The organism is Burkholderia sp. RF4-BP95, from assembly GCF_001521985.1.
In the GTDB taxonomy this organism is placed as follows: domain Bacteria; phylum Pseudomonadota; class Gammaproteobacteria; order Burkholderiales; family Burkholderiaceae; genus Burkholderia; species Burkholderia diffusa.
This window is the reverse complement of record NZ_LOSX01000034.1, coordinates 1-14,984: the sequence shown is the minus strand read 5'-3', so window position 1 is coordinate 14,984 and position 14,984 is coordinate 1. Positions and strand designations below refer to the sequence as shown.

The 14,984-nt window shown below is 65.7% G+C and carries 12 protein-coding genes, 2 tRNA genes and 1 pseudogene; 14 read left to right on the top strand and 1 reads right to left on the bottom strand.

Annotation, left to right across the window (positions count from 1 at the left end; all coding sequences use genetic code 11):
- Nucleotides 1–31: 31 nt before the first annotated feature.
- The 11 genes and pseudogenes from cyoA (at nt 32) to WS46_RS14350 (ending at nt 11,820) form a co-directional block, all read left to right on the top strand.
- On the top strand, nt 32–919 hold the full coding sequence (cyoA, locus tag WS46_RS14395; RefSeq protein ID WP_059450408.1) for a ubiquinol oxidase subunit II: 888 nt from the start codon (nt 32–34) through the stop codon (nt 917–919).
- 3 nt (nt 920–922) lie between these two features.
- Nucleotides 923–2,929: a cytochrome o ubiquinol oxidase subunit I gene (cyoB, locus tag WS46_RS14390; RefSeq protein ID WP_059690921.1), complete on the top strand. Its 2,007-nt coding sequence runs from the start codon at nt 923–925 to the stop codon at nt 2,927–2,929.
- Nucleotides 2,929–3,537, top strand: coding sequence for a cytochrome o ubiquinol oxidase subunit III (gene cyoC / locus WS46_RS14385; RefSeq protein WP_059690920.1), 609 nt, complete (start codon nt 2,929–2,931; stop codon nt 3,535–3,537). Before cyoB ends, cyoC begins: the two co-directional genes overlap by 1 nt.
- Nucleotides 3,538–3,870 (top strand): cytochrome o ubiquinol oxidase subunit IV, encoded by a 333-nt coding sequence (cyoD, locus tag WS46_RS14380; RefSeq protein WP_059535756.1) that lies wholly within the window; start codon nt 3,538–3,540, stop codon nt 3,868–3,870.
- A 282-nt stretch (nt 3,871–4,152) separates the two neighbouring features.
- Nucleotides 4,153–4,224 (top strand): annotated as a pseudogene (locus WS46_RS36755) (DNA-binding response regulator); the annotation flags it as partial.
- Between the two features lie 457 nt (nt 4,225–4,681).
- Complete coding sequence (locus tag WS46_RS14375) at nt 4,682–5,044, top strand: hypothetical protein (RefSeq protein ID WP_059690965.1); 363 nt, start codon at nt 4,682–4,684, stop codon at nt 5,042–5,044.
- 201 nt (nt 5,045–5,245) lie between these two features.
- A complete protein-coding gene (locus WS46_RS14370; RefSeq protein WP_059690919.1) occupies nt 5,246–7,129 on the top strand; it encodes an extracellular solute-binding protein in 1,884 nt (627 codons plus the stop codon).
- Between the two features lie 52 nt (nt 7,130–7,181).
- Nucleotides 7,182–8,225 (top strand): microcin C ABC transporter permease YejB, encoded by a 1,044-nt coding sequence (locus WS46_RS14365; RefSeq protein ID WP_059535752.1) that lies wholly within the window; start codon nt 7,182–7,184, stop codon nt 8,223–8,225.
- A gap of 75 nt (nt 8,226–8,300) precedes the next feature.
- Nucleotides 8,301–9,398 carry an ABC transporter permease gene (locus tag WS46_RS14360; protein WP_059690918.1) on the top strand — a complete coding sequence of 366 codons (1,098 nt, stop codon included), beginning with the start codon at nt 8,301–8,303 and terminating at the stop codon, nt 9,396–9,398.
- Nucleotides 9,395–11,017: an ABC transporter ATP-binding protein gene (locus WS46_RS14355; protein WP_059690917.1), complete on the top strand. Its 1,623-nt coding sequence runs from the start codon at nt 9,395–9,397 to the stop codon at nt 11,015–11,017. The genes WS46_RS14360 and WS46_RS14355 overlap by 4 nt, the downstream gene beginning before the upstream one ends.
- Before the next feature lie 128 nt (nt 11,018–11,145).
- Complete coding sequence (locus WS46_RS14350; protein ID WP_059535746.1) at nt 11,146–11,820, top strand: C40 family peptidase; 675 nt, start codon at nt 11,146–11,148, stop codon at nt 11,818–11,820.
- Nucleotides 11,821–11,948: 128 nt separating this feature from the next.
- Here the strand turns inward: WS46_RS14350 and WS46_RS14345 are convergent, their stop codons facing one another.
- Entirely contained in the window at nt 11,949–12,875 is a 927-nt protein-coding gene (locus WS46_RS14345) for a patatin-like phospholipase family protein (RefSeq protein ID WP_059535744.1), read from the bottom strand.
- 280 nt (nt 12,876–13,155) lie between these two features.
- Between WS46_RS14345 and gltX the strand changes: the two genes are divergently transcribed.
- The 3 genes from gltX to WS46_RS14330 all read left to right on the top strand — a co-directional run bounded on the left by gltX (nt 13,156) and on the right by WS46_RS14330 (nt 14,984).
- Complete coding sequence (gltX, locus tag WS46_RS14340; protein ID WP_059535742.1) at nt 13,156–14,565, top strand: glutamate--tRNA ligase; 1,410 nt, start codon at nt 13,156–13,158, stop codon at nt 14,563–14,565.
- Nucleotides 14,566–14,692: 127 nt separating this feature from the next.
- Nucleotides 14,693–14,768: transfer RNA gene (locus WS46_RS14335), tRNA-Ala, on the top strand.
- 140 nt (nt 14,769–14,908) lie between these two features.
- Nucleotides 14,909–14,984 (top strand) — tRNA-Glu (locus WS46_RS14330).

The following is a 14,984-nucleotide window of genomic DNA, read 5'->3' as shown; positions in this document are numbered from 1 at the left end:
GCAACGGATTCAATGACCCTCGGGCTGTGTGATGAAAAGAAAAGCTTCAAGAGGCTGGACGGCGCTGATATCGATCGGTGCGGCGTTGAGCCTGTCAGGCTGTAATTTAGATGTACTAAATCCGAAAGGAAGCGTCGGCGCGGCGGAAAAGGCGCTGATCGCGACGTCGACATGGGCGATGCTGATCGTCGTCGTGCCGGTGATCCTGCTCACGCTGTGGTTCGCGTGGCGTTATCGCGCATCGAACCGCAACGCCGCGTACGCGCCGAACTGGTCGCACTCGACCGCGATCGAAGTCGTGATCTGGACGGTGCCGACGCTGATCATCCTGTTTCTCGGCGTGCTCACGTGGAAAACCACGCACGAGCTCGATCCGTACAAGCCGCTCGAGTCGTCGGTGAAGCCGATCGACGTCGAGGTCGTCGCGCTCGACTGGAAGTGGCTGTTCATCTATCCGGAACTCGGCATCGCGTCGGTGAACCAGCTCGCGATTCCGGTCGGCACACCGGTGAACTTCCGCATCACATCCGATTCGGTGATGAACTCGTTCTTCATTCCGCAGCTCGGCGGCCAGGTGTATGCGATGGCCGGCATGCAGACGCGCCTGCACCTGATCGCCGACGAAGCCGGCGACTACGCGGGCACGTCCGCCAACTTCAGCGGCCGCGGCTTCTCCGACATGAAGTTCCGCACGCTCGCCGAGCCGCGCGAGCAGTTCGACGCCTGGGTGCAGAAGGTGAAGGCGTCGCCCGACCGGCTCGACGCGACCGTGTACGGCACCGTCGCGCAGCCCAGCGAGAAGGCGCCCGTGCGCTACTTCTCGTCGGTCGATCCGCGGCTCTTCCACAACATCATCGCGAAATACAACGATGGCCACGTCCTCGACCTGAAGGACGCCGCCTGCGGCACGAAGGGGTAACGCATGTTCGGCAAACTCACACTATCGGCGATCCCGTTCGATCAGCCCATCATCATGGGGGCCGGCGCCTTCATGGGGCTGGTCGTGCTGGGCATCCTCGCCGCGCTGACGATCACCGGCCGCTGGAAGTGGCTGTGGACGGAATGGCTGACGACGGTCGACCACAAGAAACTCGGCGTGATGTACATCATCGTCGCGCTGATCATGCTGCTGCGCGGCTTCGCCGACGCGATCATGATGCGCATGCAGCTCGCGCTCGCGTACAACGCGCCCGGCTACCTGCCGCCGCACCACTATGACCAGATCTTCACGGCACACGGCGTGATCATGATCTTCTTCATGGCGATGGTGTTCATGGTCGGCCTGATGAACCTCGTCGTGCCGCTGCAGATCGGCGCGCGCGACGTCGCGTTTCCGTTCATCAACTCGCTGTCGTTCTGGATGACCGCGGTCAGCGCGATCCTGATCAACGTGTCGCTCGTGATCGGCGAGTTCGCGCAGACGGGCTGGCTCGCGTATCCGCCGCTGTCGGAGCTGCAGTTCAGTCCCGGGGTAGGGGTCGACTACTACCTGTGGGCGCTGCAGATCTCGGGTGTCGGCACGCTGCTGACCGGCGTGAACTTCTTCGTGACGATCATCAAGATGCGCGCGCCCGGCATGACGCTGATGAAGATGCCGGTGTTCACGTGGACGGCCCTCTGCACGAACGTGCTGATCATGGCGTCGTTCCCGATCCTGACCGCGACGCTCGCGCTGCTCGGCCTCGACCGTTACCTCGGCATGCACTTCTTCACGAACGAAGCCGGCGGCAACGCGATGCTGTATCTGAACCTGATCTGGGCGTGGGGCCATCCGGAGGTGTACATCCTGATCCTGCCGGCGTTCGGCATCTTCTCGGAAGTCATCGCGACGTTCTCGAAGAAGCCGCTGTTCGGCTACAAGACGATGGTGTACGCGACCTGCGCGATCATGGTGCTGTCGTTCCTCGTGTGGCTGCATCACTTCTTCACGATGGGTTCCGGTGCGAACGTCAACGCGTTCTTCGGGATCATGACGATGATCATCGCGATCCCGACCGGCGTGAAGGTGTTCAACTGGCTGTTTACGATGTTCCGCGGCCGGATCGAATTCACGACGCCGGTGCTGTGGACGATCGGCTTCATGGTCACGTTCACGCTCGGCGGCATGACCGGCGTGATGATGGCGATCCCGGGCGCGGACTTCGTGCTGCACAACAGCCTGTTCCTGATCGCGCACTTCCACAACGTGATCATCGGCGGCGTGCTGTTCGGCTATCTCGCGGGCTTCAACTACTGGTTCCCGAAGGCGTTCGGCTTCAAGCTGAACGAGAAGCTCGGCAAGGCCGCGTTCTGGTTCTGGCAGGTCGGCTTCTACGTCGCGTTCGTGCCGCTCTACGTGCTCGGCTTCATGGGCATGACGCGGCGTCTGAATCACTACGACAACCCGGCGTGGCATCCGTGGCTGCTGGTCGCCGCGTTCGGCGCCGTGCTGATCGCGATCGGCATCGCATGCCAGCTGCTGCAACTGGTCGTCAGCATCCGCAACCGCAACCTGCCGGCATACCGCGACACCACGGGCGATCCGTGGGGCGGCCGCACGCTGGAATGGGCGACCTCGTCGCCGCCGGCCGAGTACAACTTCGCGGTGATCCCGCAAGTGCGCACGCTCGACGCGTACGCCGACATGAAGGCGCGCGGCGACGGCCGGCCGAACCCGGCGACGATCCGCGACATCCACATGCCGTCGAATACGTGTGCGGGTCTCGTGGTCGCGATCTTCAGCCTGGTGCTGGGCTTCGCGCTCGTGTGGCACATCTGGTGGATGGCCATCGGCGGCCTGGTCGGCATCGTCGCGACGCTCGTGGTCTACAGCTCGCGCGACAACGACGGCTACTACATCCCGGCGTCGAAGGTGCGCAGGATCGAAGAGAAGCAACCGGCGGCACGCGTGGCCACGCATGTCGACGACGTGGAACTGGAGGCCAACTGATGTTGCAGAAAACCTTGAGCGCAACCCTGCTCGAGCACGACGACCATCCGCCGTCGCACTCGGTGTTCGGCTTCTGGCTGTACCTGATGACCGACTGCGTGATCTTCGCGGCGCTGTTCGCGACGTTCGCGGTGCTCGGCAACCAGTACGCGGGCGGTCCGACCGCGAAGGACCTGTTCGACATTCCGGGCGTCGCGGTCGAGACGGCCGCGCTGCTGCTGTCGAGCATCACCTACGGTTTCGCGATGCTGGCCGCGTATAAGCAGCGGCGCGGCGCGCTGCTCGCATGGCTCGCGGTGACGTTCGTGCTCGGCGCGGCGTTCCTCGCGATGGAACTGCGCGAGTTCTCGCACCTGATCGCGGAAGGCGCGGGCCCGCAGCGCAGCGCGTTCCTGTCGGCGTTCTTCACGCTGGTCGGCACGCACGGGCTGCACGTGACGGCCGGCCTGGTGTGGATGATCGTGCTCGCCGGGCAGATCGTATCGCGCGGCGGCGACCTGACCGATCGCGACCTGCGGCGCCTGACGTGCCTGAGCCTCTTCTGGCACTTCCTCGACATTGTGTGGATCTGCGTGTTTTCCTTTGTCTATCTCGCGAGCGTGATCTAAATGGCTCATTCGCATTCGTCTCAACTCGAAGAAGGGCACGGCAGCGTCGGCGGCTATGTCGCCGGCTTCATCCTGTCGGTCGTGCTCACCGCCGCGTCGTTCGGCCTCGTGATGGGCGGCGTGCTGTCGCCGCACGCATCGCTGATCGCGCTGGCCGTGCTCGCATTCGTGCAGATCGTCGTGCACCTCGTGTACTTCCTGCACATGAACGGTTCCTCCGGCCAGCGCTGGAATGTGATGGCGTTCAGCTACACCGTGCTGACCGCGGCGATCCTGATCGTCGGCACGCTGTGGGTGATGCACAACGTCAGCATGAACATGATGTCGCGCTGAACGTCATCGCGGCGCAGCGGACGATCTCCATGCGCTTCGTGCAAAAAAAGGCGGCACGCAAGTGCCGCCTTTTCTCATTTTTCGCGGCCCGATGCCGCATGACGTCAGCGTAGGCGGCGCGCGGGGCCGGGCGGGCGACGCACGGATGAAACATGTTTCACCCGCGTTCGCCCGATGCCGGATGAAGCTATTTTCATCTAGCGCCGGATGGCGATCGGGGCGTCTACGAGAGTCGCGCGCGCATCGGATGCGCGCGTCGTGACATCCATTGCGAGGACAGGCATGCGAGTACTGACGGTCGAAGACGATGCGGTGACCGCGAACGAGATCGTTGGCGAACTGACCGCGCGCGGATGTCGGAAAGAATGTCGGTCGGCGTGCGCAGTGCCGCGAGCGGCCCGGCGATCAGGATCAGCAGGGCAAGGACGATGAACGTATAGGGGCGCGCGAGCGCGAGTCGGACGAGTTTCAGCATCGGCGAGGTCTCCGCCGGCGCGGGGCGCCGGCCTGTCAGCGAGGTGCCGACGCGTGGCGCGAGCCCGCATCGGCTTGCGCAGTGTGCGTTGCGCCGCTTAACGCCGGGCGCGGGCCAGGATGAAAGATGTTTCAGGAAGGGTGGAGCGGGCTCGCGGTCCGTGCGGCAAGGCGGGCCGGGGAGCGAGGCGCGACGGCCGGGCGCCAATTGTTACAAGACGTTAGCGCGCGCTTCCCGTTGCGATGCTGCGCATCAGTTCTTACAAACTTGAAATATGCCGGGACGGCGCTTGTCGCTATAGTCGAATCACACATGAAACAACTCGAAGAGGAATCCATGAAGACTTTGCGTGTTGCCTCGCTCATGACCGGTATGACGGCCTTGCTCGTGTCGGGCGCAGCAATGGCGGGAGTCAATGTCGGGATCAACGTCGGCGTGCCGGCTCCGGTCTACGTCGCGCCCGCGCCCGTGTATGCGCCGCCGCCTCCGCCGGTCGTCTACCAGCCGGCGCCCGTGTATGCACCGGCGCCCATCTACGCGCCGGCACCGGCGATCGTGATCGGCTGGCACGGCGATCGTTACTGGGACGGCCGCCGCTACTGGGGCCGCGACGAGTGGTATCGCCATCATGGCCGCGGCTGGGGCGGCGATCGCGGTCACGGTCATTGGGATAACGGCCGCCACAACGGCTGGCGTTGATCGACATGCGACGCACGCGTGCCGCGTGCGCGCATCAGATGAAGACCGCCCGCGTGGCGGTTTTCTTTTGTCTGCACGGGCCGCGCGCGGCGCTCGCGATGCGCCGGCGCCACGCACCAAAAGCCGCAGGCTGGCTCGACGTCGAATTGAATGGGTAGAATCGACCCACGTTCCATCCCTCAATCGACCGACAGGGCCTCTATGACGAAGGGTTCGCCCCGGGCCGCCGCCGCGCGTACCCGCTTCGGCGCCGCGCGTGCAGTACGTGCCGCCGGCCGCACGGCGGCAGCATGGGCAATACAGGCGGTACTCGCCGCGACGGCCGCGCACGCGGCGCATGCGATCGCGCAGTACGGCGAGCCGAAATATCCGCCGGGCTTCAAGCATTTCGACTACGTGAACCCGGACGCGCCGAAGGGCGGCACGCTCGTGCTCGCGAACCCGAACCGGCTGACATCGTTCGACAAGTTCAATCCGTTCACCATGCGCGGCAACCCTGCGCCGGGCATCGACTTGCTGTTCGAGAGCCTTGCGACCGGCAGCATGGACGAACCGTCCTCCGCCTACGGGCTGCTCGCCGACGACATCGCGATCGCGCCGGACCGCCGCTCGGTCACGTTCCACCTGAACCCGCGCGCGCGCTTCTCGAACGGCGATCCGGTCACGGCCGAGGACGTGAGGTTCTCGTTCGACACGCTGAAGAGCAAGCTGGCCGCACCGCAGTTCGGCGCGTATTTCGCCGAAATCGCGAAGGCCGTGGTGATCGATCCTGCGACGGTGCGCTTCGAATTCCGCAGCGCGAACCGCGAGCTGCCGCTGATCGCCGGCGGCGTGCCGGTGTTCTCGCGCAAGTGGGGGCTGCGCGCGGACGGTTCGCGGATTCCGTTCGACCAGCTCGCGTTCGAGCAGCCGATCGGCAGCGGTCCGTACCTGATCGAGCGCTACGACAACGGCCGCACCATTACGTACCGGCGCAATCCCGCGTACTGGGGCGCCGATCTGCCGGTGCGGATCGGCACCGACAACTTCGAGCGGATCGTCTACAAGCTGTACGGCGACGGCGTCGCGCGTCTCGAGGCGTTCAAGGCCGGCGAGTACGACGTGCTGGTCGAATACATCGCGCGCAACTGGACGCGACGCGACGTCGGCAAGCGCTTCGACAGCGGCGAGCTCGTCAAGCGCGAATTCCGCCAGCACAACGGCGCGGGCATGCAGGGTTTCTTCATGAACCTGCGCCGGCCGCAGTTTCGCGACGTGCGCGTGCGCCAGGCGCTCGATCTAGCATTCGACTTCGAATGGCTGAACCGCCAGCTGTTCTATAGCGCGTACACGCGCCTCGACAGCTATTTCGCCGATACCGACCTGCAGGCGACCGGCACGCCGGGCCCGGGCGAGCTGAAACTGCTGGAGCCGTTGCGCGCGCAGCTCGACCCGGCCGTGTTCGGGCCGATGGTCACGCAGCCGAACACGAACCCGCCAGGCTCGCTGCGCGCGAATCTGCTGAAGGCGCGCGCGCTGCTCGCGCAGGCCGGCTGGACCTACCGGGACGGCGCGTTGCGCAACGCGCAGGGCGAGCCGTTCACGTTCGAGATCCTCGACGATTCGGGCGCGGCGATGGAAGGCGTCGTGACCGCCTATCAGCGCAACCTCGCGAAGCTCGGCATCGACGCGCGCTTTCGCACGGCCGATTACGCGCTGCTGCAGAAGCGGCTCGACGCATTCGACTACGACATGACGACGGTCCGTCTGCCGGGCGTGCAGGTGCCGGGCGCCGAGCAGTTCTCGCGCTACGCCAGCAAGTTCGCCGACGAGCCGGGCTCCGACAACATCATCGGATTGAAGTCGCCGGCCGTCGACACGCTGCTGCATGCGCTCGGCGCCGCGCAGACGCGCGACGACCTGCTCGACGCGACGCATGCGCTCGATCGCGTGCTGATGCACGGCTATTACGCGGTCCCGCAGTGGTACAGCACCACGCACCGGATCGCATACAAGCGCACGCTCGGCTATCCGCAGACGCTGCCGCTGTACTATTCGGCCGAGGGCTGGGTCGTGTCGACGTGGTGGGCCAAGCCCGATCACTGAAGCCTGCCGGCCCTTCGTTCAACCCAGCCTATCGATCGCGAGTCGACGCCCTATGTGGAGCTACATCCTCAAACGCCTGCTGCTGATGATCCCGACGCTCGTCGGCGTGCTCACGCTCACGTTCGCGGTGATCCAGTTCGTGCCGGGCGGCCCGGTCGAACAGGCCGTGCAGGAACTGCGCAAGGGCGCGACGGAGCAGGGTGCGGCGCCGTTCGGGATGCGCGCGCATACCGGCGTCGACGCGCAGCAGCTCGCGCAGCTCAAGGCGCTGTACGGCTTCGACAAGCCGCCGCTCGAGCGTTACTGGCTGATGCTGAAGCGCTTCGCGCGCTTCGATCTCGGCGACAGCTACTTCCGCCACCAGAGCGTGTGGTCGCTGATCGTGCAGAAGCTGCCGGTGTCGATCAGCATCGGGTTGTGGACGTTCTTCGTCACCTATCTGATCTCCGTGCCGCTCGGCATCGCGAAGGCCGTGCGCAACGGCTCGCCGTTCGATGTCGCGACGAGCCTCGTCGTGCTGGTCGGCTACGCGATTCCGGGCTTCGTGCTCGGCGTGCTGCTGCTCGTGCTGTTCGGCGGCGGCTCGTTCTGGCAGTTGTTCCCGCTGCGCGGGCTCACGTCGGACAACTTCGCCCAGCTGTCGCTCGCCGGCAAGGTGCTCGACTATCTGTGGCACATCGCGTTGCCGATCACCGCATCGGTCGTCGGCAGTTTCGCGGTCATCACGATGCTCACGAAGAACGCGTTCCTCGACGAAATCCGCAAGCAGTACGTGCTGACCGCGCGCGCGAAAGGGCTCGCCGAGCGCACCGTGTTGTGGAAGCACGTGTTCCGCAACGCGATGCTGCCGCTGATCGTCGGGTTTCCGGCCGCGTTCATCGGCGCGTTTTTCACGGGCAGCCTGCTGATCGAGACGCTGTTTTCGCTCGACGGCCTCGGGCTGCTGTCGTACGAGTCGGTCGTGCGGCGCGACTATCCGGTCGTGCTCGGCACGCTGTACCTGTTCACGCTGATCGGACTCGCGACCAAGCTGATCTCCGACCTCTGCTACGTGTGGGTCGACCCGCGCATTCAATTCGACAATCTGGAGCGCTGACATGAAACCGTCCGCCAGCACGCCGCTCGCCGGCGCGCCCGTCCGCCTGCCCGCGCTCGCCGGGCGAGGTGCGCGATGAACCGGGCCGTCGTGTCGTCCCGCATCGACGCGGCGCGCGCGCGCGTGTCGCCGTCGCCCGCGCGCCGTGTCTGGCAGCGCTTTCGCCAGCAGCGTCTCGGCTACTGGAGCTTCGTGATCTTCGTCGTCGCGTTCGCCGCGAGCCTCGCGGCGCCGCTATGGTCGAACGACAAGCCGCTCGTCGTGCGCTACGACGGCCAGACCTATTTCCCGATGTTCCATGCGTATCCGGAGACGACCTTCGGCGGCGACTTCCCGACGCCGGCCGACTATCTCGATCCGTACGTCCGCAAGCGGCTCGAGGCGCCGGGCAACTTCGTCATCTATCCGCCGAACCGCTATTACTACGACACGCTGAATTACTTTTCGACCGTGCCGAACCCGGCGCCGCCGTCCCGCGCGAACTGGCTTGGCACCGACGCGCAGGGGCGCGACCTGCTCGCGCGGCTCGTGTACGGGTTCCGCGTGTCGGTCGAGTTCGGGCTGATCCTGACCGCGATCGGCACGCTGCTCGGGATCGCCGCGGGCGCGGTGCAGGGCTTCTTCGGCGGGCGCATCGACATCGTCGGGCAACGGCTGATCGAGATCTGGAGTTCGCTGCCCGAGCTGTACCTGCTGATCATCTTCGCGTCGATCTTCGAGCCGAGCTTCCTGCTGCTGATCGTACTGCTGTCGCTGTTCGGCTGGATCGGCCTGGCCGACTACGTGCGCGCCGAATTCCTGCGCAACCGCACGCAGGACTACGTGCGCGCGGCCCGGGCGATGGGCCTCACGAACTGGCAGATCATCTGGCGCCACGTGCTGCCGAACAGCATGACGCCCGTGATCACGTTTCTGCCGTTCCGGATGAGCGGTGCGATCCTCGCGCTCACGAGCCTCGACTTCCTCGGGCTCGGCGTGCCGCCGCCGACGCCGAGCCTCGGCGAGCTGCTCGCGCAGGGCAAGGGCAATCTCGACGCATGGTGGATCTCGCTGTCGACGTTCGGCGTGCTGGTCGCGACGCTGCTGTTGCTGACCTTCATGGGCGACGCGCTGCGCAACGCGCTCGACACGCGGATCGCCGACTCGGTGCGCGCGGCGGGAGGCCAGCGATGAGCGACACGGTCGTATCGAACGCGGGCGAACCGCTGCTGTCGCTCGAGCATCTGCACGTGCGCTTCGGCGACACGGTGGCCGTCGACGACGTGACGCTCGCGATCGGCCGCGGCGAGCGCGTCGCGCTCGTCGGCGAGTCGGGGTCGGGCAAGAGCGTGACCGCGCTGTCGATCCTGCGGCTGCTGCGCGACGCCGACGTAAGCGGCACGATCCGCTTCGCCGGGCACGACCTCGCCGGCAAGAGCGAGCGCGAGATGCGCGGGCTGCGCGGCTCGGACATCGCGATGATCTTCCAGGAGCCGATGACGGCGCTCAACCCGCTGTACACGATCGGCGCGCAGATCGGCGAGACGATCGTGCTGCACGACGGCGTGACGGCGGGGGAGGCGCGCAAGCGCGCGATCGCGCTGCTCGCGCGCACCGGCATCGCGGAGCCGGAGAAGCGGGTCGACAGTTACCCGCATCAGTTGTCGGGCGGCCAGCGGCAGCGCGCGATGATCGCGATGGCGCTCGCGTGCCGACCGCGCCTCTTGCTCGCGGACGAGCCGACCACCGCGCTCGACGTGACGATCCGCGCGCAGATCGTCGATCTGCTGCTCGAGCTGCAGCGCGAGGAGGCCCAAAAGCGCGGGATGGCGATCCTGCTGATCACGCATGACCTGAATCTCGTGCGGCACTTCGCCGAGCGGGTCGCGGTCATGGAGCGCGGCAAGCTGGTCGAAAGCGGGCCGGTCGAGCGGATCTTCGCGGAGCCGGAGCATCCGTATACCCGGCGGCTGCTGAACAGCCGGCCGCAGCGCACGGTCGCGCCGGTGCTGCCGATCGCGCCCGTCGTGCTCGATGCGCGTCACGTCAGCGTGCAGTTCGCGCGCAAGCGGCCGGGCTTCGCGGGCTGGTTCGGCACGATGCCCGTGACGGCGGTTGCGGATGTGTCCGTGTCGGTGCGGCAGGGCGAGACGCTCGGGATCGTCGGCGAATCCGGCTCCGGGAAGTCGACGCTCGCGATGGCGCTGCTCGGGCTGCAACGGACGGTGCACGGCGAGATCGAATTCCAGGGGCGCGCGCTGTCGACCTACCGCGGCCGCGAACAGACCGCGCTGCGCTCGAACATGCAGGTCGTCTTTCAGGATCCATTCAGCTCGCTGTCGCCGCGTCACACGATCGAGCGGATCGTCGGCGAGGGGCTCGAACTGCATCGCCCGGAACTGACGCCGGACGCGCGTCGCGCGAAGTCGCTGGCCGTGCTGCGCGAAGTCGGCCTCGACCGCACGGTGCTGCATCGCTATCCGCACGAATTCTCGGGCGGGCAGCGCCAGCGGATCGCGATCGCACGCGCGCTCGTGCTGGAGCCGCGCATCCTCATCCTCGACGAGCCGACTTCGGCGCTCGACGTGTCGATCCAGCAGCAGGTGCTGAAACTGCTCGCGAATTTGCAACAGAAATACAACCTCGGCTATGTATTCATCAGCCACGACCTGGAGGTGATCGGCGCGATGGCGCACCGGGTCGCGGTGATGCAGGGCGGGGCGATCGTCGAGTCCGGCGACGTGGCCGATATCTTCACGAAACCGTCACATCCTTACACACAAAAGCTGTTGAAAGCGGTCTGGAAAGCGTGATAAGCGTCCAATGGTCTGACTATCTCGATTGTATTTTTTAATTTGTTTTGACAAACGATTACGCGCTGGCTAGTATCGACCGAAATTTTCCGCCAATCAGCTGATTTTTAAGCACATTCCATCGACCAATGCAGCATCGATCCCTGACCCAGGCATGCGCGCGCACCCTCGCCGGGCTGTTCATCGGCGCCCTGTTCGCAGCAGCTCCCGGCGCGTTCGCCGACGAAGTCAGCAGTTTTAACCAGAATGTCACGAATTCGACTCAAATCGGGGCGAATTCCTCCCTCCAGCAGACCAGCGCCCAGCCGTCGAGCGGCGGCGCGAAGTCGTTCCTCGCCGGCATGGCCGGCAAGGCAGGCGACGTGGTCGTCGGCGCGCTGAACATGATCGGCGTGCGTTACCGCTGGGGCGGCAACTCGCCGGATTCCGGCCTCGACTGCAGCGGTTTCGTGCGCTACGTGTTCCAGGACACGCTCGGCATGTCGCTGCCGCGTCGCGCGGAAGAGATGAGCCGCGTCGGCGAGAAGGTCAGCATGAGCAACCTGAAGCCGGGCGACCTCGTGTTCTTCAACACGATGCGCCGTACGTTCTCGCACGTCGGCATCTACATCGGCGACAACAAGTTCGTGCATTCGCCGTCGACGGGCAGCACGGTCCGCGTCGACGATCTCGACAGCGGCTACTGGGAAAAGCGTTTCACCGGTGCGCGCCGGATCGAATCGGCCTTCCCGATGAAGGCCGACGACCTGCGCCAGCGCGTGCGCGCGACGCTCGGCGACGACGCGGCGAACGGCAGCAACTGACGCTCGCCGGCGATCGGCCGGATCAAAAACCCTGTCACCGAAAGGCGGCAGGGTTTTTTGCTTTGGGGCGCGCGGAAGTGGCGGGGAGGCGGTGCCATCGTCGGCGCCGCGCCCCGCGATGCGTCCGCTTATGCCGCTACTGCCCCGCGGGCTGCGGCAAGCTTGCGCTGCAACTCGGGCATGATGCGCGCGACCGCTTCCTCGCCGGCGAGGATGGCCGCGTTGCGCTGGTTGAAGTCGCTGCCGCCCATTGCCGCGAGGTTCGGGCGGATCACGACGTCCGCGTATTTGTCGAGCTCGTAGGTCTTGATCGTCTGACCCATGATCGTGAAAGTCTGCAGCAGCATCTCGATCGGGTTGGTGGTCGCCGCGCCGTCCGGTCGCGACGAGATGTCGACCGCGATCACGAAGTTCGCGCCCATCTTGCGCGCGAACGACGCGGGCACCGGGCTCACGAGGCCGCCGTCGACGTATTCGCGGTTGCCGATCTTCACGGGCTCGAACACCGACGGCACGCTGCACGACGCGCGTACCGCAAGCCCCGTATTGCCCTGCTGGAACAGGATCGGCTGGCCGTTCTGCAGGTCGGTCGCGACGACGCCGAGCGGCTTCGCCATCTTTTCGATCGGCCGGTTGTTGAGCGTCTTGTTCAGGAAGTTCTGCAGCGCGATGCCCTGCAGCAGCCCGCGCGAGCGGAACGGCAGCGCCCAGTCGCTGATCGCCGCCTGATCCATGTCGAGCGCGATCTTGTTGATCTGCAGCCCGCTCATCCCCGCCGCGTACAGTGCTCCGACCACCGAGCCCGCGCTCGTGCCGGCGACGATCTCGACCGGGATGCCGCGTGCCTCCAGCGCCTTCAGCACGCCGATGTGCGAGAAGCCGCGGGCGGCGCCGCCGCCGAGCGCGATGCCGATCTTCACGGGCTTCTCGCGCGATTGCGCGGGATTCGCGGCGTTGTCGGGGCGGGACTTGTCGCCGAACGACGTGCAGGCGGCGAGGCTGGCGGATGCGCATGCGATCGTGAAGTGGCGGCGCGACAGGCGAGGGGACGACATCGAGTGGTTCTCCGGCGGCTTGGCGGCGGGCCGGACGGCCCGCGGCGGCGATAGGTTCCGAGCGGCCGTGCGGCGGAAACCGGGCGGCCGGCGCGGCGCCGGCTGGCGGCCGCGGCGCGCACATCATAAAGCAAGCGGCGCGCTTGGCGCGAAGACCGGCGCGAGTATAATTCCGGCTTCTTTCCCGTTCCGGGCGCGGCCGGCCCCATTGCTGTCCGGGCTGTCGCCGTCGATCCCGCGTCGAATCATTCATGCGCCCCAGGCGTTCGAGTTACCGTTTATGACCCGTCCTGTCCGTACCCGCTTCGCGCCGAGTCCCACCGGCTTCATCCACCTCGGCAACATCCGCTCCGCGCTTTATCCGTGGGCGTTCGCGCGCAAGATGAAAGGCACGTTCGTGCTGCGTATCGAGGATACCGACGTCGAGCGCTCGTCGCAGGAAGCCGTCGACGCGATCCTGGAAGGGATGCAGTGGCTCGGCCTGGATTTCGACGAAGGCCCGATCTACCAGATGCAGCGGATGGACCGCTATCGCGCGGTGCTCGCGCAGATGCTCGAGCAGGGGCTTGCGTACCCGTGCTACATGTCGGCTGAGGAACTCGACGCGCTGCGCGAACGCCAGCGCGAGGCCGGCCTCAAGCCGCGCTATGACGGCACGTGGCGTCCGGAGCCGGGCAAGGTCCTGCCCGAGCCGCCGGCCGGTGTGAAGCCTGTGCTGCGGTTCCGCAACCCGCTGACCGGCACGGTCGTGTGGGACGACGCAGTGAAGGGGCGCGTCGAGATCTCGAACGAGGAACTCGACGACCTCGTGATCGCGCGTCCGGACGGCACGCCGATCTACAACTTCTGCGTGGTCGTGGACGACATGGACATGAACATCACGCACGTGATCCGTGGCGACGACCACGTGAACAACACGCCGCGCCAGATCAACATCCTGCGCGCGCTCGGCGGCGAGCCGCCCGTCTACGCGCACCTGCCGACCGTGCTGAACGAGCAGGGCGAGAAGATGAGCAAGCGGCATGGCGCGATGAGCGTGATGGCGTACCGCGACGCGGGCTTCCTGCCGGAGGCCGTCGTCAACTACCTCGCGCGTCTCGGCTGGTCGCACGGCGACGCCGAAATCTTCTCGCGCGAGCAGTTCGTCGAATGGTTCGATCTCGAGCATCTCGGCAAGTCGCCCGCGCAATACGACCACAGCAAGCTGAGCTGGCTGAACGCCCATTACATCAAGGAAGCGGACAACGCGCGCCTCGCCGCGCTGGCGAAACCGTTCCTCGACGCGCTCGGCATCGACGACGCGGCGATCGCGACGGGCCCGGCGCTCGACGCGGTGGTCGGCCTGATGAAGGACCGCGCGACGACGGTCAAGGAGATCGCCGAAGGCGCCGCGATGTTCTACCGCGTGCCGGCGCCCGACGCCGACGCGCTCGCGCAGCATGTGACCGACGCCGTGCGCCCGGCGCTGGCCGATCTCGTCGCCGCGCTGAAGACGGCCGACTGGACGAAGGAAGCGGTGTCCGCGGCATTGAAGGCGACGCTCGGCGCGCACAAGCTGAAGATGCCGCAGCTTGCGATGCCGGTGCGCCTGCTTGTGGCGGGCACGACGCATACGCCGTCGATCGATGCGGTGCTCGTGCTGTTCGGTCGCGACGTCGTGGTGTCGCGTATCGAGGGTGCGCTGGCCTGAGGTTCGGGCGGGGCGAAGCCGCCCGTGCATGAGGTCACGACGGCTTCGCAAAAAAATTCGCTCGAATCGCAAAAAGGGTATTTACAAGTTCAAATTCGGTCCATATAATCTCATTTCTGTTCTGCAAGGGGGTATAGCTCAGCTGGGAGAGCGCTTGCATGGCATGCAAGAGGTCAGCGGTTCGATCCCGCTTACCTCCACCATCAGAACAGAATGGATTGATTTGCGAAGCAGTGGTGGTAGTAATAAATGCTTCACAAAATGATTTAAAGCAGTTAGAATTTCGGCCTTCGCTGTTGATGATGAATGAATAGCGAAAGTCAGACAGATCTGAAAAGATTATGTCCCCTTCGTCTAGAGGCCTAGGACATCACCCTTTCACGGTGAGTACAGGGGTTCGAATCCCCTAGGGGACGCCA